Annotated in this window: 20 protein-coding genes; 4 read left to right on the top strand and 16 right to left on the bottom strand. The window is 58.6% G+C overall.

The annotated features are described in order from the left end of the window. Positions 1 to 38: 38 nt before the first annotated feature. From QZ869_RS02200 to QZ869_RS02155, 10 genes are all read right to left on the bottom strand, one after another. Positions 39 to 341: an urease subunit gamma gene (locus tag QZ869_RS02200; protein WP_062426232.1), complete on the bottom strand. Its 303-nt coding sequence runs from the start codon at positions 339 to 341 to the stop codon at positions 39 to 41. Positions 342 to 459: 118 nt separating this feature from the next. Beyond that, entirely contained in the window at positions 460 to 1,290 is an 831-nt protein-coding gene (locus QZ869_RS02195; RefSeq protein ID WP_367115304.1) for an urease accessory protein UreD, read from the bottom strand. Then, on the bottom strand, positions 1,218 to 2,435 hold the full coding sequence (locus QZ869_RS02190) for a polyhydroxybutyrate depolymerase (RefSeq protein ID WP_296102246.1): 1,218 nt from the start codon (positions 2,433 to 2,435) through the stop codon (positions 1,218 to 1,220). Before QZ869_RS02190 ends, QZ869_RS02195 begins: the two co-directional genes overlap by 73 nt. Before the next feature lie 243 nt (positions 2,436 to 2,678). Further along, positions 2,679 to 3,374 (bottom strand): urea ABC transporter ATP-binding subunit UrtE, encoded by a 696-nt coding sequence (urtE, locus tag QZ869_RS02185; protein WP_296102244.1) that lies wholly within the window; start codon positions 3,372 to 3,374, stop codon positions 2,679 to 2,681. A gap of 2 nt (positions 3,375 to 3,376) precedes the next feature. Continuing rightward, positions 3,377 to 4,138 carry an urea ABC transporter ATP-binding protein UrtD gene (urtD, locus tag QZ869_RS02180; protein ID WP_296102242.1) on the bottom strand — a complete coding sequence of 254 codons (762 nt, stop codon included), beginning with the start codon at positions 4,136 to 4,138 and terminating at the stop codon, positions 3,377 to 3,379. Positions 4,139 to 4,145: 7 nt separating this feature from the next. Then, complete coding sequence (gene urtC / locus QZ869_RS02175; protein ID WP_296102240.1) at positions 4,146 to 5,315, bottom strand: urea ABC transporter permease subunit UrtC; 1,170 nt, start codon at positions 5,313 to 5,315, stop codon at positions 4,146 to 4,148. Beyond that, positions 5,312 to 6,919: an urea ABC transporter permease subunit UrtB gene (gene urtB, locus QZ869_RS02170; protein ID WP_296102238.1), complete on the bottom strand. Its 1,608-nt coding sequence runs from the start codon at positions 6,917 to 6,919 to the stop codon at positions 5,312 to 5,314. Before urtB ends, urtC begins: the two co-directional genes overlap by 4 nt. A 255-nt stretch (positions 6,920 to 7,174) precedes the next feature. Continuing rightward, positions 7,175 to 8,464, bottom strand: a complete 1,290-nt coding sequence (gene urtA, locus QZ869_RS02165; RefSeq protein ID WP_296102236.1) for an urea ABC transporter substrate-binding protein — start codon at positions 8,462 to 8,464, stop codon at positions 7,175 to 7,177. Positions 8,465 to 8,661: 197 nt separating this feature from the next. Further along, complete coding sequence (locus tag QZ869_RS02160) at positions 8,662 to 8,847, bottom strand: DUF2735 domain-containing protein (protein WP_296020121.1); 186 nt, start codon at positions 8,845 to 8,847, stop codon at positions 8,662 to 8,664. Positions 8,848 to 9,096: 249 nt separating this feature from the next. Next, a complete protein-coding gene (locus QZ869_RS02155) occupies positions 9,097 to 9,249 on the bottom strand; it encodes a hypothetical protein (protein WP_296020124.1) in 153 nt (50 codons plus the stop codon). A 98-nt stretch (positions 9,250 to 9,347) separates the two neighbouring features. Between QZ869_RS02155 and QZ869_RS02150 the strand changes: the two genes are divergently transcribed. From QZ869_RS02150 to QZ869_RS02135, 4 genes are all read left to right on the top strand, one after another. Then, positions 9,348 to 10,382: a glutamine synthetase beta-grasp domain-containing protein gene (locus tag QZ869_RS02150; protein ID WP_062426224.1), complete on the top strand. Its 1,035-nt coding sequence runs from the start codon at positions 9,348 to 9,350 to the stop codon at positions 10,380 to 10,382. Between the two features lie 217 nt (positions 10,383 to 10,599). Continuing rightward, positions 10,600 to 13,995: an ATP-binding protein gene (locus tag QZ869_RS02145; protein WP_296102232.1), complete on the top strand. Its 3,396-nt coding sequence runs from the start codon at positions 10,600 to 10,602 to the stop codon at positions 13,993 to 13,995. Beyond that, the gene (locus tag QZ869_RS02140; RefSeq protein WP_296102230.1) at positions 13,992 to 14,903 is read left to right on the top strand and encodes a response regulator; all 912 of its coding nucleotides are present in this window, start codon (positions 13,992 to 13,994) and stop codon (positions 14,901 to 14,903) included. Before QZ869_RS02145 ends, QZ869_RS02140 begins: the two co-directional genes overlap by 4 nt. Before the next feature lie 152 nt (positions 14,904 to 15,055). Next, positions 15,056 to 15,580: an AAA family ATPase gene (locus QZ869_RS02135; protein ID WP_296102229.1), complete on the top strand. Its 525-nt coding sequence runs from the start codon at positions 15,056 to 15,058 to the stop codon at positions 15,578 to 15,580. A 183-nt stretch (positions 15,581 to 15,763) separates the two neighbouring features. Here the strand turns inward: QZ869_RS02135 and QZ869_RS02130 are convergent, their stop codons facing one another. The 6 genes from QZ869_RS02130 to livM form a co-directional block, all read right to left on the bottom strand. Then, the gene (locus tag QZ869_RS02130) at positions 15,764 to 16,000 is read right to left on the bottom strand and encodes a hypothetical protein (protein ID WP_296020134.1); all 237 of its coding nucleotides are present in this window, start codon (positions 15,998 to 16,000) and stop codon (positions 15,764 to 15,766) included. Between the two features lie 265 nt (positions 16,001 to 16,265). Next, positions 16,266 to 17,384: a branched-chain amino acid ABC transporter substrate-binding protein gene (locus QZ869_RS02125; protein ID WP_296020137.1), complete on the bottom strand. Its 1,119-nt coding sequence runs from the start codon at positions 17,382 to 17,384 to the stop codon at positions 16,266 to 16,268. Positions 17,385 to 17,500: 116 nt separating this feature from the next. Next, positions 17,501 to 17,854 (bottom strand): DUF6867 family protein, encoded by a 354-nt coding sequence (locus tag QZ869_RS02120; RefSeq protein ID WP_296096765.1) that lies wholly within the window; start codon positions 17,852 to 17,854, stop codon positions 17,501 to 17,503. A gap of 254 nt (positions 17,855 to 18,108) precedes the next feature. After that, entirely contained in the window at positions 18,109 to 18,834 is a 726-nt protein-coding gene (locus QZ869_RS02115; RefSeq protein ID WP_296020142.1) for an ABC transporter ATP-binding protein, read from the bottom strand. Then, positions 18,834 to 19,700 (bottom strand): ABC transporter ATP-binding protein, encoded by an 867-nt coding sequence (locus tag QZ869_RS02110; RefSeq protein ID WP_296020145.1) that lies wholly within the window; start codon positions 19,698 to 19,700, stop codon positions 18,834 to 18,836. The genes QZ869_RS02115 and QZ869_RS02110 overlap by 1 nt, the downstream gene beginning before the upstream one ends. Beyond that, on the bottom strand, positions 19,700 to 21,094 hold the full coding sequence (gene livM, locus QZ869_RS02105; protein ID WP_296020148.1) for a high-affinity branched-chain amino acid ABC transporter permease LivM: 1,395 nt from the start codon (positions 21,092 to 21,094) through the stop codon (positions 19,700 to 19,702). Before livM ends, QZ869_RS02110 begins: the two co-directional genes overlap by 1 nt. Between the last annotated feature and the right edge of the window lies 1 nt (position 21,095).

Here is a 21,095-nt window from a genome sequence, read left to right as displayed (position 1 = left end):
TTTGCCTTGGCAAATGCATAAAACAAAATTGGTCGGCCTTAACGGATCGGCTCATGCACGGTAACGAGCTTGGTGCCGTCCGGGAAAGTGGCTTCCACCTGCACGTCATGGATCATCTCGGCGATGCCTTCCATGACCTGGTCGCGTGAAATCACATGCGCGCCCGCTTCCATCAGTTCGGCTACGGCGCGGCCATCGCGCGCGCCTTCCACCACATAGTCGGTGATCAGCGCGATCGCCTCGGGATAGTTGAGTTTCACGCCGCGTTCGAGCCGTCGGCGCGCCACCATGGCGGCCATGGAGATCAGGAGCTTGTCTTTTTCCCGGGGAGTAAGGTTCATCGTCGTCCCATTCCAGCGCGGCGTGGTCCCTCAACGAAAAAGGGCACGCTTCAATTCATCGTAGCTGCACAGGCACTTAACTGAAATTCCAGACGGTTCTACAGTCGCTGCGCCAGCGTCACAGATTCCAGACTTTCGGCACTGGCGCGCCATTTCGCAAGAGCGAAATGATGGGAAAAAGCATTTTTCTTAAGGAGAATCCGTCCGCAGCAGATAGCCGAACGACGAGCTTTCCCTGCCATTCGCTGGCGCCGCCGCTTTCTCCGGCAAACGCCCTGATTTTAGGCAGCAAGGCCTCAGCCAGCGGGCCGATATAGAGAATGGTGGCAAAGGCGACGCGGCCACATAGCACCGATGAATGCTGCGTCAGGTCGGCAATGCGTCCGTCGAGGAAAAGCTCCTCCGCATGGATGAGCTTGCCGCCGTGGCGAATGCGCCAGCGGTCCCGAAACAACCCCTCCTCCATTGCTTCACCCATGGCCTGGCGACCGAGCAAGACCGCCTCGACGGCGAGGAATTCGGATGAGGCGTGCAGATCGGCATCCAGCCTTCGGGTCAGCGAGGCGCGGTCGAAAAGAATTGTTTCCTGGGGAAGCCAATGGAGCCGGGTATTTTCCTCCGCCGTGACGTGGACGGAGACAGCCGCCGTGCCGGCAGCGGCCTTGTAGACCTTTTCGCAGGCCTGCGTCGTCACGACTAGGCTGGTATCGGCCTTGGCATGTGCCTGCCATTCCAACTCGTCTCCCCCGGTCAAACCGCCGGAGGAGTTGATGAGAATGGCTTCCATTTCATTGGAAAAGGTGTCGGGAAGCCTGATCTTGGCGCAGCCTTCCTGAAACAGTTCGTCCAGACGGCTGCGGCCATTCAGGGCTTTGGTTACAATGCGTCCTCGGCCACGGGCGCGCTGCGGACGGGGTTGGCTGAGGCTTTCAAGGACTGGCTGCTGCACGTCGTCTCCGAGGGCTTCGCGGATGCGGAAACCGCTTTCACAGAGCAATCCGTCTTCGACGTTGCGTCGACAACCATCTGCCCTTCCGTATTCTGGAAGAAATCCCACATTCTTTCGGCGGCATCAACCTGTCTTGCGCTCTCATCACCCGCAGTTTTGCGGTCGACCGCAGGCTGCGCCTTCGGCGTTACGTCGCTGCCGGGCTTGCGGGTCAAAACAGCAGACGTTGCAATCACTTCCGATTTCATCGTGGCGCGTGGCCAGGCGTGATCCCAGGCGTCGATTACATAGGAATGGATGCGCGAACCGCTCTTGCAGACATCGTAGGAATTGACGGTGAAATTACCGAGCGACTTGCTTTTCACCGCGCCCTTGCAGCCATCGAGCTCGGCCCAACGCTTCAGCGCCGTCTCGCCGCCATACTGCCAGTAAGGCTTTCCGCCACCCTGATAGGGATTGGCAGGATCCTTCGTGCCGGCGAACGCGATGATCGACATGGGCTTGGCAGGCGTGCAGCTTGCCATATCCGGACGCCAGCGGCCTTCGGCTTCGACCGGGACGCCAGCACGTAACGAGGCCACGAAGCCCGCCGCGGCAAAATCATTGCTGCCGCTGCACAGATACTGCGACAGCATGCGCCCGCCGCCGGAATAGCCGGAGCCATAGAAGCGCTCTTCATCGACACAGAACTTGGATTTTACCATGGAGACTGCATCGCGAATGAAGGACACCTCATCCAGCCCGCCCGGCCTGGTGGTCACACCCGGCACGTTCCAGGCATGTGTATTCGGCAATTCTCCGTCGAGACTGCCCTGCAGTGCCACGACCATCACGCCCGTGCGCTCGGCGACCTTGTCCCAGCCGCTACGGTCCAGTTGGCCATTCGGGTTGCTGTTGCTGCCATGAAAATCGAAAACGACCGGTACCGGCTTCGATCCATCATAAGAGGATGGAACGAAATAGACGCCCTCGCGTTCTGAACCCTGTGACATGAGCGAAAACTCATGCCGCCCCGGTTTCACAGCCTGACCGCACATCGATGCCGATGCAGCGGCGCTCATGCTTGTGAGGATTGCAAAACCTGCAAACAGCGTTTTGGCAGGAAATGTGAACCGGAACATCCGGCCAGCAACAGTCAAATTCATCGGCACGCCTTTGATTGGCACAGTTCCCCGACAAGATGCCGGAAAATTCGCGGAATGTAAGGGATCGACGGTGGCGGCGTGCAAAAGACCTCACGGGTGTGTCTTGCAAGCAGCATTCATGGTGCCAATAACACAGGATTTTGGTGAATGAAATGTAAAAGCCCGCATGAAAGCCATGCTTGAGCGCATGGCTGTTCACTTTATCACGAGGTTTTTATTACGGCGTGAGCAAATCCGCAGCAACTATACTGTCAAATGCCGCCGCGCTTCCGGCGTGTCGAGCGTTTCCGCCGCACCTTGATGCACCACCTCACCCCGGTCCATGATGTAGACATAGTCGGCAAGCTCGCGGCAGAAATCCAGATATTGCTCAACCAGCAGGATCGCCATGCCGGTTGAATCCCTTAAGTATTTGATCGCCCGGCCAATATCCTTGATGATCGAGGGCTGAATGCCTTCGGTCGGCTCGTCCAGGACCAGGATCTTCGGACGCGTCACGAGTGCCCGACCGATCGCCAGCTGCTGCTGCTGCCCACCGGAAAGATCGCCGCCGCGGCGTGACAACATGCTTTGCAGAACCGGAAACAGGCTGAAAATATCGTCAGGAATAAACCGCTCCTTTCGGGGCAGAGGCGCATATCCGCTCTCCAGATTTTCCTGCACCGTCAGCAACGGAAAGATTTCACGCCCCTGCGGCACATAGCCGACCCCGCGCTTGGCTCGCTGATAGGGCGCAAGCCCGTTCAAGCTCTCTCCACCAAAGGTAATCGCACCGCCGCTGATGGCATGCTGCCCGGTGACGGCACGCAGCAGCGAGCTCTTGCCCACACCATTACGGCCCAGAACGCAGGTGATCTTCCCCATCTCAGCATTCAGCGAAATGCCACGCAAAGCCTGCGCCGCGCCATAATGGAGATTGATGTTTTCGACGCTTAGCATGTTCACCGCCCCAGATAATTCTCAATGACCTTCGGATCGTTCGAAACGAAATCGATCGATCCCTCGGCCAGCACGGAGCCTTCGGCAAGGCATGTCACCTTGACGCCAAGCTCGCGGATGAAGCCCATGTCGTGTTCCACCACCACCACGGAACGGGTCTTGGCGATTTCCTTCAACAGCACCGCCGTTTCCGCCGTCTCGGCGTCCGTCATGCCCGCTACCGGCTCGTCCACCAGAAGAAGCTTCGGCTCCTGCGCCAAGAGCATGCCGATTTCCAGCCACTGCTTCTGCCCGTGCGAAAGGTTCGCCGCCAGATCGTTACGGCGATGGCCGAGGCGCACCGTGGAAAGTATTTCCTCGATGCGTGATTTATCGTCCGTCGTCAGCCGATAGAACAAGGTGGCAAAGACACCGCGCTTGCGGTTAAGCGCCAGTTCCAGATTGTCCCAGACCGTGTGGCTTTCGAACACGGTCGGCTTCTGGAATTTGCGCCCAATGCCGAGCTGGGCGATATCGGCCTCGTCCTTTTTGGTAAGGTCAATCTGGTCTTCGAATAGCACCGTGCCGCTATCGGGCCGCGTCTTGCCGGTGATGATATCCATCATCGTCGTCTTGCCCGCACCGTTGGGTCCGATGATGGCGCGCAGCTCGCCCGGCTCGACCACGAAGGAGAGCGAGTTCAGCGCCCGGAAGCCATCGAAGGAAACGGAAACTCCGTCGAGGTAAAGCAGGCTTTTCGCTCTTGTATCGGAAATCGTGTTCATATCCGCCTCACTCCGCTGCCTGATGCGCCACCGCATCGTCATTGCCGGGCTTTGCCGGGTTGTCTTTCGGCTTTGCACTCTTGCCGCGACGGCCCGCCCAATGATGCTGGATGGTGCCGACAATACCCTTGGGGAAGAACAGCGTCACGGCAATGAAGAGGCCGCCGAGCGCAAACAGCCAGAATTCTGGAAAGGCACCGGTAAAATAGCTCTTGCCGCCATTCACCAGCAGTGCGCCGATGATCGGCCCGATCAGCGTGCCGCGGCCGCCGACCGCCGTCCAGACGACCACCTCAATGGAGTTGGCAGGCGCGAATTCGCCTGGATTGATGATGCCCACCTGCGGCACGAAGAGCGCGCCGGCAATACCTGCCATCATCGCCGAAACCACGAAGGTGAAGAGCTTGATGTTTTCGACGCGAAAGCCAAGGAAGCGAACGCGGCTTTCGGCATCGCGCACACCCACCAGCACCTTGCCGAATTTGGAATTGACGATGCCTGATGCAATTATCAGCGACAGCGCCAGCATCAGTGCCGTCATGGCAAAGAGCACCGCACGTGTGCCGCTCGACTGCACGGAGAAACCGAGGATGTCCTTGAAGTCTGTCAGGCCGTTATTGCCGCCAAAGCCCATGTCGTTGCGGAAGAAGGCAAGCAGCAGCGCATAGGTCATGGCCTGGGTGATGATCGACAGATAGACGCCGTTGACGCGAGAGCGGTAGGCAAACCAACCGAAGATGAAGGCAAGCAGACCGGGCACGACCAGCACCATCAGCATGGCGAACCAGAACATGTCGAAGCCGTGCCAGAACCATGGCAGTTCCTTCCAGTTAAGGAACACCATGAAATCGGGAAGCACCGGATCGCCATAGACGCCGCGCGAGCCGATCTGGCGCATCAGATACATGCCCATGGCATAGCCGCCGAGCGCGAAGAAGGCGCCGTGGCCGAGCGAGAGAATGCCGCAATAGCCCCAGACTAGATCGAGTGCCAGCGCGAGCAACGCATAGGCCAGATACTTTCCGAGCATCGACATCATATAGGTCGGCACGTGCAGCGGGTTGCCGGTCGGCAAGAGCAGGTTCAGTGCTGGAACGATGAGCGCCACGGCCAGAATGATGCCGATGGCAATCGAGATGCGGCGGTCGAGAGCGCGAAGGAGAAAGCCGGTAATCATGCTTCGATCGCCCTTCCCTTGAGTGCGAAGAGACCGCGTGGCCGCTTCTGGATGAACAGGATGATGAGGACGAGGACGAGGATTTTGCCGAGAACGGCACCGACGGTCGGCTCCAGGAACTTGTTGAGGACACCAAGCGACAGCGCGCCGACCAGCGTTCCCCAGAGATTGCCGACACCGCCGAAGACCACGACCATGAAGCTGTCGATAATGTAGCTCTGGCCAAGATTGGGCGACACATTGTCGATCTGGCTGAGGGCGACACCGGCAAGACCGGCAACGCCGGAACCCAGCGCAAAGGTGAAGGCATCGACCCAGGGTGTGCGGATACCCATGGAAGAGGCCATACGCCGGTTCTGGGTCACGGCGCGCATCTGCAGGCCGAAGGAGGACCGCTTCAACACAAGGAGCAGGGCGAAGAACACCGACAGCGAGAAGCAGACGATCCAGACGCGGTTCCAGGTGAAGTTCAGATAGCCGACGCTGAAGGAGCCGGACATCCAGCTTGGGCTGCCGACCTCACGGTTCGTCGGGCCGAAGATGGAGCGCACGCCCTGTTGCAGGATCAGCGAAATGCCCCAGGTGGCAAGCAGCGTTTCCAGCGGACGGCCATAGAGAAAGCGAATGACACCGCGCTCGATGACGAGACCGACGAACCCGGTAGCCAGAAAAGCGACAGGCAGCGCAATGGCGAGCGACCAGTCGAGCAGGCCTGGGAAGTGGCTGCGAATGATATCCTGCACGATAAACGTGGCATAGGCGCCGATCATCACCATCTCGCCATGCGCCATGTTGATGATGCCCATCACGCCGAAGGTGATGGCAAGGCCGATGGCCGCAAGCAGCAGCACCGAGCCGAGCGACAGGCCGTACCATACGTTCTGCGCCGCATCCCATAGCGCCAGCGAGGACTGGATATGGGCGATCGCTCCATCGAGGTCGGGCTTCAGGCTGGCATCGACTGAGGAGGACGCGGCCATCAGGATGCTGATCGCATCGCGCCCGCCAATGGTCTTGATGGTGTCGATGGCACTGCGCTTGTCTTCGACGGAGCGGTCGGAGGTCAGAACGGATACCGCGCGCGCTTCTTCCATACGAGCGCGAACCTGGGCATCGGTTTCTTTCGCAAGTGCCGCTTCCAGAAGCCCGAGATTTTCCGCACTCGGCGCTTTCAAAACCGCATCGGCTGCCGAAAGCCGGATGGAGCGATCCGGACTCAGCAGCGTCAGACCGCCGAGTGCTGCGCGCGTGACACGGCGCAGCGTATTGTTGACCTTGATCTTTGTCACCGCCGCTTTCGGCGCTTCACCAACCGCCTCACCCGTCACCGGATCGATCAGGGTCAGATTATCGCCGACGGACTTGGTCAGAAACACCAGGCTGTCGGCCTTGCGAACATAGAGCTCACCGGCAGCAAGCGCTTCCAGTGCAGGCACGACGCGCGCATCGCCGGTCGCAGCAATCTGCCCGATCAGCGCTTCAGCCTGCTTGAAGTCGGCCTTGCCCAGCGCATCAATCAAGGACTTGGCATCGCCCTGCTGGGCAAAGGCCGAAGCCGTCAGGCTGAACAAAAGGCCGATCACGGCCAACAGTCGGAAAAACATGGTCCCAAGTCCCCCTTGGAGCCTCCCTCCCTCTCGACGTCATCCTCGGGCTTGACCCGAGGATCCATCACGTCTGCCAGAAACCAGCGACGCTAGAGAGAGTGAGTGTAAACAGTGGATCCTCGGGTCACCCTCGGACTTTGATCCGAGGGCCGAGGATGACGGCGGTGTGGGGCGATTGCCCGGTCTCCCTCACCCCGGAGTTGAGCCGGAGTCCAGTCGAGGCGCATCAGCGCCTCGAGAGGGATCACCCAATCACATGCCCTTGCCGCCGCACTTGCCCGACGCAACGTTGAAGTTGCCGCAGGACATTGGCTTGCGCCAATCGGAGATCAGGTCCTTGGAGTCCGGCAGGTAATCGGACCACTCGTCGCCCACGACCTGCGCGGTCTGCTGGACGATCTGGAACTGGCCGTCGGACTGGATTTCACCGATCAGCACCGGCTTGGTGATGTGGTGGTTCGGCATGACGGTCGCGTAACCGCCAGACAGGTTCGGCACGGAAACACCGATGATGCTGTCGAGAACCTTGTCGGTATCTGTCGTGCCGGCAGCCTCGACGGCCTTCACCCAGGCGTTGAAGCCGATATAGGCGGCTTCCATCGGATCGTTGGTCACGCGCTTGTCGTTCTTGGTGAAGGCGTGCCATTCCTTGATGAACTCGGCATTGACCGGCGTATCAACGGACTGGAAGTAGTTCCAGGCAGCAAGGTGGCCGACGAGAGGCGTGGTATCGAGACCGGCAAGCTCTTCTTCACCGACGGAGAAGGCGACGACTGGAATGTCTTCGGCCTTCACGCCCTGGTTGGCCAGTTCCTTGTAGAAGGGAACGTTCGCATCACCATTGATGGTGGAAACGACGGCAGTCTTCTTGCCGGCAGAGCCGAACTTCTTGATGTCGGAGACGATCGTCTGCCAGTCGGAATGCCCGAATGGCGTGTAGTTGATCATGATGTCCTCTTCCTTGACGCCCTTCGACATCAGGTAGGCCTTCAGGATCTTGTTGGTGGTCTGCGGGTAGACATAGTCGGTACCGGCCAGAACCCAGCGCTCCACACCTTCGGTGCTGGCAAGATAATCGACGGCGGGGATCGCCTGCTGGTTCGGTGCCGCACCGGTGTAGAAGATGTTGCGCGAGGACTCTTCGCCCTCATACTGCACGGGGTAGAAGAGGATGGAGTTCAACTCTTCGAAAACCGGCAGGACGGATTTGCGCGAAGACGACGTCCAGCAACCGAACACGGCGGCAACCTTGTCCTGGCTGATCAGCTGACGCGCCTTTTCGGCAAAGAGCGGCCAGTCGGAGGCCGGATCGACAACGACGGCTTCGAGCTTCTTGCCGAGGACGCCGCCCTTCTTGTTCTGCTCTTCGATGAGCATCAGCATGGCGTCTTTCAGCGTCGTTTCCGAAATGGCCATCGTGCCGGAGAGCGAGTGCAGCACGCCGATCTTGATCGTGTCGTCAGCGGCAAATGCGCCGTGGAATGCGGTGGTGGACAAAATGGCGCCAAGCAGCGCGCCCGTGAGCATCTTGCTGAAAGTCATCGGAAGAACCCCTCTTCGTGTTGGGCCGTGAAGGCCTCAGCGGCATGTTGAACCGCTGCTGGAGGGGACTATCGGGCTCGGTGCCGCGAAACCGTATACGTCGTTTGACGTAGGTGGGGTGGCGAAATCAGCACAAGTGGGAAGCGCACCGGTGGTCGCTACGACCGCAACCGGCGTTACGTGGCAGAAACAAGCCCTTAGTTGTGGGGCTTGTCATCTTGGGCGATGGCGTCCTGATGATACCAGCTGTCGAAATCAACACGCGGTGCCTGTGCCTCAGCGGACGCAATATCAGCGTCTTTGCGGAAACGGCTGTAGCCTGCGCGCCCGCCGACCGGGAACTGATAAATCTTGGCACTTTCCAGATTGGGTTCGGTTCTCATGACGGCCTCTTTCTTTTGATCAAAACACCGCAGCACTATGCTTCGTTCCGAAGAATAGCCGATTTCTAGCCGAATTTCACCCTATTCGCTTAAAAAAATATCACAAAGGCTATTTTTTAGGCACAACCGTTGTGCATCGATTAATCGAATAGTCTTTATGCAGCTAATCACTCAAAATTAGCGCTTTCGGCTGAAAAAACATTCAGAACGACCCTTCCGCCTACAGTTTCGGCAGAAAATGAGCCGATTTCACTTCATAAAGCCTTCATAATTCTCAAAAATCGCGAAAAACGGCTTTTGCGCCATCAACCCGGATTTTGCCGTACCAATGGGTTCGGCAGCCATTTCGCTTAAAAAAATGAAGCGTCGATTCGACTGCTCGCACAAACTGGCACGGCGCATGCATATCTATCGGCAGCCCTTGAAAGCGAGAGCGTTTTCCACCGGTAACCGGACGAAAACAATCAAGGCTTCGCATCTTAACCCATGAGAGGTTCGTAATGACTAAGTTCAAACTCGAGTACATCTGGCTGGATGGTTACAAGCCGGTAGCAAACCTGCGCGGCAAGACGCAGATCAAGGAATTCGACGAATTCCCGACACTCGAGCAGCTTCCGCTTTGGGGCTTTGACGGCTCCTCCACCATGCAGGCCGAAGGCCACAGCTCTGACTGCGTTCTGAAGCCAGTCGCAATCTACCCTGACCCAGCCCGCACCAACGGCGCGCTCGTCATGTGCGAAGTCATGATGCCGGATGGCGTAACCCCGCATCCGTCCAACAGCCGCGCAACCATCCTCGACGACGAAGGCGCATGGTTCGGCTTCGAGCAGGAATACTTCTTCTACGAAGATGGCCGCCCGCTCGGCTTTCCAGAGCAGGGCTACCCAGCTCCGCAGGGCCCGTACTACACTGGCGTCGGCTACAAGAACGTTGGTTCGATCGCTCGCGAAATCGTCGAAGAGCATCTCGACCTCTGCCTCGAAGCAGGCATCAACCACGAAGGCATCAACGCCGAAGTGGCAAAGGGCCAGTGGGAATTCCAGGTTTTCGGCAAGGGCTCCAAGAGTGCCGCCGACCAGATCTGGATCGCTCGCTACCTGCTTCTTCGCCTGTGCGAAAAGTACGGCATCGACGTCGAATTCCACTGCAAGCCGCTCGGCGACACCGACTGGAACGGCTCTGGCATGCACTGCAACTTCTCCACCAAGTTCATGCGTGAAGTTGGCGGCAAGGAATATTTCGAAGCCCTCATGGCTGCCTTCGAAAAGAACTGGAAAGAGCACATCGACGTTTACGGTCCGGACAACCACCTGCGCCTGACCGGCAAGCACGAAACCGCTCCTTGGAACAAGTTCTCCTACGGCGTTGCAGACCGTGGCGCATCGATCCGCGTTCCGCACTCCTTCGTCAACAACGGCTATCGTGGTTACCTCGAAGACCGTCGTCCGAACTCCCAGGGCTGCCCGTACCAGATCGCTTCCGTCGTGCTGAAGACGATTGCAGAGGTCCCGACAGCAAAGTCGGCTGCTGCCTAATCTAAAACAAGTGGCGTCGCTCGATCCGGGCGACGCCATTTTTCCGTCTGCCGTTTGCGGGCAACGTGGACTCAACGACCGCGGCGCGCTCGTCATCCTCAGGCTTGACCCGAGGATCCAGGTTTCCATCCGCTGGTGGATGGTCGGGTCAAGCCCGACCATGACGCCGGAGAGAGATACGGACACCAAGCTCTAGTGGAGGCTGTGAAACACTGGCATGGCCGCACGGCAACGCATCATCCCCGTCAGGCGCGAATATAATCGCTGGGTCGCGAACCAGACGCTGGAAGATTACGCGCTGCGATTTACCGCCAAGAGCGCCCGGCAATTCTCCTCGAGCCGCATTTCCCACACCGCCATCGGCGCGATCTCCTTTCTGGCACTGGAAGCCATCGGCGGCGCCATCACCCTCTCCTACGGCACGACCAACGCCTTTTTCGCCATCGTTGCTGCTGCGGTGGCCATGCTGCTCGTCGGCCTGCCGATCAGCCGCTACGCCATCCGCCACGGCGTCGATATCGACCTTCTGACGCGCGGCGCAAGCTTCGGCTATATCGGCTCCACCATTACCTCGCTGATCTACGCCGCCTTCACCTTCATGCTCTTTGCCATCGAGGCGTCGATCATGTCCGGCGCGCTGGAGCTAGCGCTCGGCATCCCGCTGTGGATCGGCTACATCATCTCGGCGGTCATGGTCATTCCGCTCGTCACCCATGGCGTGCGTCTCATCAGCAAGTTTCAGATCCTGACGCAGCCCTTCTGGATCGTCCTCAACGTCCTGCCCTTCCTCTTCATCGCCCTGATGGATTGGCAGAAATTCGATCTCTGGCTGGCATTCTCCGGCATCCACCATGTCTCCGCCGCGCCGGGAGAAGTCGCGCCCTTCAACCTCATCGAGTTCGGCGCGGCCTCCGCCGTCATCTTGGCGCTGATGTCGCAGATCGGCGAACAGGTGGATTTCCTGCGCTTCCTGCCCGCAGAAGGTCAAAGCAAGTGGCGCCACAAGCTCGGCGTCTTTCTTGCGGGTGCCGGCTGGGTTGTGGTGGGCGTGCCAAAGCTTTTGGCGGGCTCCTTCCTGGTGGTGCTGACGCTGTCCTCCGGCGTGCCGGTGGGCAGCGCCGCCGATCCGGCGCAGATGTACCTCACCGCCTTCGGCTATATGATCCCCAACCAGAATGCCGCTCTCGTCCTGATGGTCGCATTCGTCGTGGTCTCGCAGCTCAAGATCAATGTAATGAATGCCTATGCGGGCTCTCTCGCGTGGTCGAACTTCTTTTCCCGCCTCACCCACAGCCATCCAGGCCGCGTCGTCTGGCTGGTCTTCAATGTCGCCATTGCGCTTCTGCTGATGGAGCTTGGCATCTATCGGCTGCTGGAAGAAACGCTCGGCATCTTTTCCATCGTCGCCATGGCATGGCTCTGCACTATCTCCGCCGATCTCTTCATCAACAAGCCGCTGGGCCTTGCCCCTCCCGGCATCGAGTTCAAGCGGGCGCATCTTTACGATATCAATCCCGTCGGAGTCGGTGCCATGGCGCTCTCGGCAACGATTGCGCTTACCGCCCATTTCGGTCTGTTCGGCACGCTCGCAGCCTCGCTCGCGCCCTATATCACCCTGGTCGTCGCTTTCATCGCCTCGCCGCTGATCGCCTGGGGTACGAAGGGAAAATTCTATCTGGCACGCAAGCCGCGCCAGAAGTGGAAGGAACTCTCCAGCATCACCTGCTCCATCTGCGAGCATCCGTTTGAACCGGAAGACATGGCCTGGTGCCCCGCCTATGCCGGTCCGATCTGTTCGCTCTGCTGTTCGCTGGACAGCCGCTGCCACGATATGTGCAAACCGAAAGCCCGGCTGAACTACCAGACGGCACAGGTCGCAAAGAGTTTCCTTCCCGAACAGTTCGTCGTCAAACTTTCGACGCGGCTCGGTCGCTACACCATATTCTCCGCACTCGCTGTCGCAGCTCTTGGCGGCATCCTGGCGCTGATTGCTCATCAGGTCGGCACCGGAACGCCAGCGACCGCGGACGTCGTCAATCGTACCATTCTCATCGTCTTCTTCGTCTTTGCCGTCATTGCCGGCATCGTCTGCTGGTTCCTGGTGCTGGCCCATGACAGCCGGGTGGTGGCGGAGGAAGAATCCTCGCGCCAGAACACATTGCTGTTGAAAGAAATCGCCGCACACCAGAAGACGGATGCCGCCCTCCAATATGCCAAGGAAACGGCGGAAGCAGCCAACCGCGCCAAGAGCCGCTATGTGGTAGGCCTCAGCCACGAATTGCGCACACCGCTCAATGCCGTGCTCGGCTACGCCCAGATCCTTGAGCGGGATGAAACCATCCCGGCACCACGCCAATCCGCCATCAAGGTGATACGCCGCTCCGCCGATCACCTCTCTGGCCTGATCGATGGCCTGCTGGATATTTCCAAGATCGAGGCGGGCAGGTTGCAGGTGCAGTCGAACGAGATCAACATTCAGGATTTCCTCGACCAGATCGTTGATATGTTCCGCCCGCAGGCGCAAGCCAAGGGGCTGGCCTTCCGCCACGAGCGCGCACGAGGCCTGCCGCAATATGTGCGCAGCGACGAGAAACGCCTGCGCCAGATCCTCGTTAACCTGCTCTCCAATGCCATCAAGTTCACCGACAAAGGCACCGTCACCTTCGACGTCAGCTATCGCAGCCAGGTCGCCACCTTCACCGTCACCGATACCGGGCGCGGTATCGCGCAAAAGGATCTCGCCCGCATCTACGAGCCGTTCCAGCGCGGCGAAGCCGAAAGCATCAAGCCCATGCCGGGCCTTGGCCTTGGGCTCACCATCACCCAACTGCTGACCAACACGCTCGGTGGCGAGATTTCTGTCGAAAGCCAGAAGGACGTCGGCTCGACCTTCCGGGTGCGGCTGATGCTCTCCTCGGTCGACAGGCCTAGCACGGCACTCGCGCCGGAAAAGAAAATCGTTTCCTATGCCGGTCCACGCCGCACCGTTGTCGTCGTCGATGACAATGAGGATCACCGCGACCTGATGATGGAGGTGCTCTCGCCGCTCGATTTCGTCGTGCTGACGGCGCAAAGCGGGCCGGACTGCCTGGCGCTGATGGAAGCGATGCAGCCGGATGCCTTCCTCATCGATATCTCCATGCCGGGCATGAGCGGCTGGCAGCTGGTCGACAGGCTGCGTGACGCAGGCCAGACCGCTCCCATCATCATGCTTTCGGCCAATATCGGCGACACGGCAATCATCGGTGCGGGTACGGATGGCCATAATGATGCGCTGGCAAAGCCCGTGGATATCCGCAAGCTCTGCGACCGGCTTGCCGTGCATCTTGGCCTGCAATGGGTCTATGACACCGATCTGCCGCCGGTGAACCTCTCCGCGAAGGAGGAGAAACCGAGCGCGATCCGCCCACCGGAGCCAGTCCATTTGCAGGATTTGCTAGCGCTTGGCGAAATAGGCTATATTCGTGGCATAGAGGCGAAGCTCGACACTCTTGCCTCTCAACCGGAAAATCTGGCCTTCACCGAAGAGGCACGCCGCTTCGTCCGCGCCTTCGATCTCGCCGGCTATGCCGATTATCTGAACAGTTTTGACGCAAGCAAGGGGCACGGATGAATAGACCATTGCAGCCCCGCGATATCGTCCTTTTGGTGGATGACAGCCCGGAAGCGCTGGGCTTCCTTACCGAGGCTCTGGAACAGTCCGGCTTCTCGGTGCTGATCGCGACCTCCGGTCAGGCGGCTCTGAACATCGTCGAGCGCGTCACGCCCGATCTCATCCTTCTCGATGCCGTCATGCCGGGGCTCGATGGTTTTGAGACCTGCCTGCGCCTGAAGGCCAACGCCGCCGTGGCGCAGGTGCCGGTCATCTTCATGACGGGCCTTACCGAAACCGAGCATGTGGTGCGCGCACTCGAATGCGGCGGTGTGGACTATCTCAGCAAGCCGATCAATATCGACGAGCTGCGCGCCAGACTGCGCGTCCACCTCTCCAATGCGAGATCTGCTCAAAGCGCCCGCGTGGCGCTTGATGCCGCCGGTCGCCACCTGCTGGCGGTGCGCGCCGATGGGACGATCCTCTGGTCGACACCGCAGGCCACCCGCCTCATCAATGCCGCAACCGGCAGCAATGATGGTCTCGACATCGTGTCGCGCACTATCGGCGACTGGATGACCCAGACGAGCGCGCGAGACACGCCACTCGTCATCACCCATGCCGAGCGCCCCTCACTGCAATTCACCTTTTTGGGCGCAGTCGGCGCCGACGAGTATCTCTTCCGCCTGACCACCACCAACGAGAAGTCCGGCGATGCTCTCCTGCGCGACCGTTTCTCGCTCACGACACGGGAGTCGGAAGTGCTGGTCTGGATCGCCAAGGGCAAATCCAACCGCGATATCGGCGAGATTCTTGGCCTGTCGGCCCGCACGGTCAACAAGCATCTGGAACAGATCTACGTCAAACTCGGCGTCGAAAACCGTGCCTCCGCCGCAGTAAAGGCGGCCCATGTGCTGCACGATAGTTGAGACTGCCTCGGTCGGCATCTCGACTTTCTCGGAGTGACAGCAACTCATCTGCAAGCCTGACCGCGTCATCACAGTGTCAATGCATCGCTGTCCAGCGCCGTCTATGTGGGCGTGCTTGCGTGGGACGACACCGATTCTTAAGGAGGACCAACATGGACAAGCTCATCATTCTGTCCGGCTGCTCTGGAGGCGGAAAATCCACACTGCTCTCACAACTTTCACACCATGGTTTCGCCACGGTGGAAGAGCCAGGCCGACGGGTCGTCGAACAACAGTTGAACGCGGGAGGCACCGGCCTCCCCTGGCTCGATCTCAAATCGTTCCTTGAGCAGGCGATCGCGTTGGCTAAACAGGACTACAAGGCAGCGTGTGAACGTTCCGGCGTCTCGATCTTCGACCGCAGCCTCATCGACGCCGCTTCCGCGCTACGAACTCTCTCAGACTGGCACTGGTACGAGAGGCTACGGACCGAGTTTCGCTATCACACACAGGTGTTCCTGACGCCTCCCTGGCCCGAAATATACGTGACAGACAACGAACGTCGTCACGGGTTCGAGGAGGCTCTGGAAGAGTATGAGCGGCTGTGTCGCGACTACAAGGATCTGGGATACGACGTCGTCATCTTACCCAAGACGAATATTGAGGAACGGGTAGATTTCATGCTGAGTGCGCTTTGAGATACTGCGACAAGCTGAAAGAAATTCTTCCCTGGGGAAGGAAGGCGCTCACCTGCTGCTGCGTTGAGCCGAAGCATGAAATTAAAGAAGGCGGAACGATCGCCGCCTACCCTAGTCTTTTTCTTAAAACGCCACGCCTGTTTCCCCTCCGACACGCATCGGAAGGGAGAACAGGCAACTCCATTAACGGCAAACGCGGGTCTTGCGGACGATGATCTCACCGTGGCGGCGAATGCGTTCCTTCTTGACGAAACAGTCGCGCGGTGCGTGGCGGTAGTGACGAGGGCGGTACTCTTCGCGCACTGGCTCGCGCATGACGCGCTGCGTCGTCGTTACCGTCACGGTTTCAGCAAAGGATGGTGCCGTCACCGAGAAGAAAGTCGCGGCGGCGAGGACTGCGGAAACAACAAGCTTTTTCATTGATGAACTCCTGAATTGAGGCCGCAGAAAACGTGGCGCAACGCAGGCAGTTCCGCTCATCATCACATTTTTCTAAATTATTGTGATTGAAAGGATTGGAGTTAGACTTTCTGACGCGCAGTCTCCTCCCCGCCAAGAGCCGGGCGCTTGTCCCTCAATGGACCATGGGGGGTCTGAGCGACGATGAAATCCGTTGCATGCCCCTAGAAACATGAAAGCCCGGCATCGCTGCCGGGCTTCATCAATCTCAGACTGACAGAGTAGATTACATGCCCTGCTGGAAGTAGCTGTACTTGCCGTCTGGGCCCTTCTTCCATTCGTACATGACGTAGCCAGGAAGCTTCGGGTCACCCTTTTCGTCGAAGGAAATGTCGCCGAGAACAGTCTTGAACGTACCCTTCTTCAGCGCTGCAGCAACGGCTTCAGCGTCGAGAGAACCGGCAGCCTTTGCACCTTCTGCAATCGTCTGAACGGCAGCATAGGAGTAAAGCGTGTAAGCTTCAGGATTGAAGCCAGCAGCCTTGAACTTCTCGACCAGTTCCTTGTTTTCAGGGCGCAGGGTCGGGTCAGGACCGAAGGTGTTCAGCGTGCCTTCAACAGCGTCGCCTGCAATAGAAGCCAGTTCGTTGGAGACGATACCGTCACCGGAAACGAGCTTGGCCTTGAGGCCCTGGTCCTTTGCCTGACGGATGATCAGGCCGGCTTCGGTGTGGAGGCCACCCCAATAGATGACGGAAACGCCGGCTTCCTTCATCTTCGCGATGAGGGCCGAGAAATCCTTGTCGCCAACATTGACGCCTTCATAGATGACTTCCTTCACGCCAGCGGCGTTGGCAGCCTTCTTGGTTTCATCGGCAAGGCCCTGACCGTAGGGGGTCTTGTCGTGGATGATGGCGACCTTGGCATCCTTGAAGTGGTCTGCGAGGTACTTGCCGGCAATGCCGCCCTGCTGGTCGTCACGGCCGCAGGTGCGGAAGGTGTTCCACAGGCCGCGCTCGGTGAAAACCGGGTTGGTGGCAGCAGGCGTCACTTCGAGAATGCCGTTTTCGGCATAGACTTCAGATGCCGGAATGGAAACGCCGGAGTTGAAGTGACCGACGACGAACTTCACGCCATCGGCTGCGAACTTGTTGGCAACAGAGATGCCCTGCTTGGGGTCGGACACATCGTCACCGAGAACGATCTTGATCTTCTCGCCATTGATACCGCCAGCCGCGTTGATGTCCGCTGCGGCCTGTTCCGCACCCTTCTGGAGCTGAGCGCCGAAAGCAGCGTTCGGGCCAGTCAATGGACCACCGACGCCGATGAGGACATCGGCCCATGCCGAACCGCTGAACGCGACCATTGCGGTCAGCGCAACTGCGGAAAGAAGAGACTTCTTCATTATGTTACTCCCAGTTCCTTTGATTGGGTTGATTTTCTTGACCTGTCCAGCACCCAAATTAACTGTCCAAGCTGTTCCACTCAGGAGGGAATTCTGATTTCAGAAAAACCCGTCTGTCAATGTTTCTTCTTATAGGAAAATGCCGAGGTCCGGTCATAAAGCCAGTAGTAGTTATCGACCATCTGGCGCGTGCGACGGATGCGGAAACCAGCCGTTGCGAAGGCGAGGAGAACCACGACATCGATTAGATAGTAGAAGCCGTTCAGCAGGGGACCGGCAAAGAGCGCGTAGTGCAGAAAGCGCATGACGCAGCCCAGAAGCAGTGCGTAAATCACCACCTGCCAGTAGTTGCCCCAGCCTTCCGCCACGGACTTACCGGTGCGCCAGGCTGTCCAGAAGCCGAGAAGAACGACAAGCGCGCGCAAGACATAGCGAACGCCATTATCGGTTTCGAAAAAAAGGCCCTGCATATTTTCCCCAATCAGCGCCGCCGACGAAATCGCGAACGGCCCTGTTTTCCGTTTTCGCTCGACCGTTTTCCGGCAAGCTTTATTGTTTGTTTTTGCTCCGCCAAACCAGCTAGGCAGTCTGACAGGCTTTTAGCAGATTTGCGCCCAACGCCTTCGAAAGCAAGCACTTTTTCATGGGCAACGGCACAAAATCATAAAAATTTTTGCGCTTTGTCAAAGCACGGGTATCGGAGATCCCCGCACAGTTTTCACCGTCAGTGACGACCGCCTTCGAGATAGGCTGCGCGCACTTCAGGGTTGGCAAGAAGCTCCTTGCCGGAACCGCTCATCGTCACCTTGCCATTGACCATGACGTAAGCGCGGTCCGAAAGCTTGAGGGCGGCAAAAGCATTCTGCTCGACGAGGAAGACGGTCAGCCCCTCTTCCTGGTTGAGCTTCTTGATCGCCTCGAAGATACCCTTGACGATCAGAGGAGCCAGACCGAGCGATGGCTCGTCCAGTAGCAGAAGCTTTGGACGCGACATCAGCGCGCGGCCGATAGACAGCATCTGCTGCTCGCCGCCCGAAAGCGTTCCGCCGCGCTGGCTTTGACGCTCCTTGAGACGAGGGAACATCGTGAAGACCTTCTCGACGTCTTCCTTGAAGTATTTCAGGTTGTCGAGATTGGCGCCCATCTGCAGATTTTCCAGCACCGACATGCGCGGGAAAATCCGGCGTCCTTCGGGAGACTGGGCGATGCGCTTGCGCGCAATCATATGCGTCGGCACACGGGTAATGTCCTCGCCGTCGAAGATGATTTCGCCATGGCGGGCCTGTGGCGCGCCGCAGATCGTCATCATCAGCGTCGACTTGCCAGCACCATTGGCGCCGATGAGAGAGACGATCTCGCCCTTCTTCACCTCGACATCCACGCCAGCAAGAGCGCGGATATTGCCGTAGTAAGTTTCAACGCCTTGAATTTTCAGGAGAGTGTCAGACATCAGACGGCTCCCCCGTTGAGTTCTTCTGCAATCACGTCTTCCACTTCATCATCCTCGACACCCAGATAGGCGGCGATGACCTTTGGATCGTTCTTCACATGATCCGGCGTACCGTCGGAAATCTTCTGCCCATATTCGAGCACCACGACGTGGTCGGAGATTTCCATGACGACCGACATGTCATGTTCGATCAGGAGCAACGAAGTTCCCTCGTCACGAATGCTGCGCAACAGGGTGTTGAGCGCCAACGATTCCTTCGGGTTGAGACCGGCGGCGGGTTCGTCGAGGCAAAGAAGTTCAGGCTCGGTACACATGGCACGGGCAATTTCCAGACGCCGCTGCGCGCCATAGGAAAGATCGCCCGCCGGATCGTCGGCACGATCGATGAGATCGGCCTTCTCCAGCCAGTACTTGGCCTTTTCGATCGATGCTTCCGCCGCATGCGTATAGGCGGGAAGACCGAGCAGGCCGAGGATGGTGTAGCCCGACGCCTTCATGAGCTTGTTGTGCTGGGCCACCAGCAGGTTTTCCAAAACCGTCAGGCCTGAAAACAGGCGGATGTTCTGGAAGGTACGAGCAACCTTGGCCTTCTTGGTCACTTCGAAGTCCGGCAACCGCTCGAGCAGGTGCTCCTCGCCATTGCTGCGCACCATGGTGATCATCCCCATCGTCGGCTTGTAGAAACCGGTGATGCAGTTGAACACGGTGGTCTTGCCAGCGCCGTTCGGGCCGATCAGCGCGGTGATATCGCCGCGCTTCACGTCGAAGGAGAGGTCGTTGATCGCCATCAGACCGCCGAAGCGCATCGACAGATGTTCGACCTTCAGGATGGTATTCTTGTTCATCGCAGTGTTTCCGGACGCCATCAGCCGTGACCTTCCTTGGTGAAGCTGCCGGAGACAGACTTGCGTTTTTTCAGGAAGGCCGTGGGTTCGCGCGAGCCAACGAAGCCGCGCGGTTTGAACAGCATGACGATGACCATCGCTAGGCCGAAGAGCAGCATGCGGTAGAGTTCAGGCGTGAAATCCGGGCCGAAGACATGCTTCAGGAATTCCATTTCACGCAGAAGCTCGGTACCGCCGACCATGACGACTGCAGCAATAGCAATACCGGTCAGCGAGCCCATGCCGCCGAGAACGACGATCGCCAGAATAACCGCCGATTCCAGGAAGACGAAGCTTTCCGGAGACACGAAGCCCTGGCGCGCAGCAAAGAAGGAGCCTGCAAAGCCGCCGAACATCGCACCCGTTGCGAATGCGGTAAGCTTGGTCTTGACCGTATCGATACCGAGCGAGCGGCAGGCGATTTCGTCCTCGCGCAGCGCTTCCCAGGCACGACCGATCGGCATGCGACGCAGCTTGATGGTGACGTAGGCCGTCAGCATGCACAGAAGCAGGATCACGTAGAAGAGGAAGATCTTGTAGTAACCCGACGACATCGGCAGGCCGAAAGCCTTGGTGAAGTTGTTCGGCGCCCCGACATCGAAAGACCAGATGCCGAACACCGATGCCTTGGCAATGCCGGAGATCCCGAAGGTGCCTCGCGTCACGTCCGTCCAGTTCAGAAGCACAAGACGGATGATTTCGCCGAATGCAAGTGTGACGATGGCCAGATAGTCACCGCGCAGGCGCAGCACAGGAAAGCCGAGAATGACGCCCCAGAAGGCGGCAAGGATACCCGCAAGCGGCAGAAGCACCCAGAAGGATAGACCAAAATAGCTGGAGAGCAGCGCGTAGGAATAGGCACCGACTGCATAGAAGGCGACATAGCCGAGATCGAGCAGACCGGCCAGACCGACGACGATGTTCAGACCCCAGGCCAGCATCACATAGATGAGAATCTGGATGCCGAAATTGTCGACGAAGATCAGCGAGCCCTGAGCGCCTTTGAAGTAGACGGCAACGAGGGGATAGGCCAGCAGAAAAACCAGCGCGATCTTCAGGAAATGCTTGTGGAAAAAATTCTTTTCCTCGGAGATTTCCAGAATGCCAGCCTTGGACTTGGCGAGCTTGCGGCGGTCGAGATGCGGCTCGATGACACCGACCACGATGAAGCGACCGACGGCGGCAATTGCGACGAAGATCGCCAGAAGCCCCCAGCGCGTGCCCCAGACCAACTGATTGTTGATATCCTGATAGGTGACGATGCCGACATAAAGAAGGAACATGCCAAGCGAGACGAAGCCGGCAATGATGGCCTCCTTCACCGCTCTGGCCATGACGTTCTGCTCGGCGGCGTTGTCGGAAGGAATATTTGCCATA

It is taken from the genome of uncultured Agrobacterium sp. (assembly GCF_913777885.1).
Classification (GTDB): domain Bacteria; phylum Pseudomonadota; class Alphaproteobacteria; order Rhizobiales; family Rhizobiaceae; genus Agrobacterium.
This window is presented reverse-complemented; position numbering and strand designations above follow the sequence as displayed.

Coding starts and splice junctions, on each gene's coding strand:
- QZ869_RS02200 (WP_062426232.1), bottom strand. CDS start 341: ATGAACCTTACTCCCCGGGAAAAAGACAAGCTCCTGATCTCCATGGCC.
- QZ869_RS02190 (WP_296102246.1), bottom strand. CDS start 2,435: ATGAATTTGACTGTTGCTGGCCGGATGTTCCGGTTCACATTTCCTGCC.
- urtE (WP_296102244.1), bottom strand. CDS start 3,374: ATGCTAAGCGTCGAAAACATCAATCTCCATTATGGCGCGGCGCAGGCT.
- urtD (WP_296102242.1), bottom strand. CDS start 4,138: ATGAACACGATTTCCGATACAAGAGCGAAAAGCCTGCTTTACCTCGAC.
- urtC (WP_296102240.1), bottom strand. CDS start 5,315: ATGATTACCGGCTTTCTCCTTCGCGCTCTCGACCGCCGCATCTCGATT.
- urtB (WP_296102238.1), bottom strand. CDS start 6,919: ATGTTTTTCCGACTGTTGGCCGTGATCGGCCTTTTGTTCAGCCTGACG.
- urtA (WP_296102236.1), bottom strand. CDS start 8,464: ATGACTTTCAGCAAGATGCTCACGGGCGCGCTGCTTGGCGCCATTTTG.
- QZ869_RS02160 (WP_296020121.1), bottom strand. CDS start 8,847: ATGAGAACCGAACCCAATCTGGAAAGTGCCAAGATTTATCAGTTCCCG.
- QZ869_RS02155 (WP_296020124.1), bottom strand. CDS start 9,249: ATGCGCCGTGCCAGTTTGTGCGAGCAGTCGAATCGACGCTTCATTTTT.
- QZ869_RS02150 (WP_062426224.1), top strand. CDS start 9,348: ATGACTAAGTTCAAACTCGAGTACATCTGGCTGGATGGTTACAAGCCG.
- QZ869_RS02145 (WP_296102232.1), top strand. CDS start 10,600: ATGGCCGCACGGCAACGCATCATCCCCGTCAGGCGCGAATATAATCGC.
- QZ869_RS02140 (WP_296102230.1), top strand. CDS start 13,992: ATGAATAGACCATTGCAGCCCCGCGATATCGTCCTTTTGGTGGATGAC.
- QZ869_RS02135 (WP_296102229.1), top strand. CDS start 15,056: ATGGACAAGCTCATCATTCTGTCCGGCTGCTCTGGAGGCGGAAAATCC.
- QZ869_RS02130 (WP_296020134.1), bottom strand. CDS start 16,000: ATGAAAAAGCTTGTTGTTTCCGCAGTCCTCGCCGCCGCGACTTTCTTC.
- QZ869_RS02125 (WP_296020137.1), bottom strand. CDS start 17,384: ATGAAGAAGTCTCTTCTTTCCGCAGTTGCGCTGACCGCAATGGTCGCG.
- QZ869_RS02120 (WP_296096765.1), bottom strand. CDS start 17,854: ATGCAGGGCCTTTTTTTCGAAACCGATAATGGCGTTCGCTATGTCTTG.
- QZ869_RS02115 (WP_296020142.1), bottom strand. CDS start 18,834: ATGTCTGACACTCTCCTGAAAATTCAAGGCGTTGAAACTTACTACGGC.
- QZ869_RS02110 (WP_296020145.1), bottom strand. CDS start 19,700: ATGGCGTCCGGAAACACTGCGATGAACAAGAATACCATCCTGAAGGTC.
- livM (WP_296020148.1), bottom strand. CDS start 21,094: ATGGCAAATATTCCTTCCGACAACGCCGCCGAGCAGAACGTCATGGCC.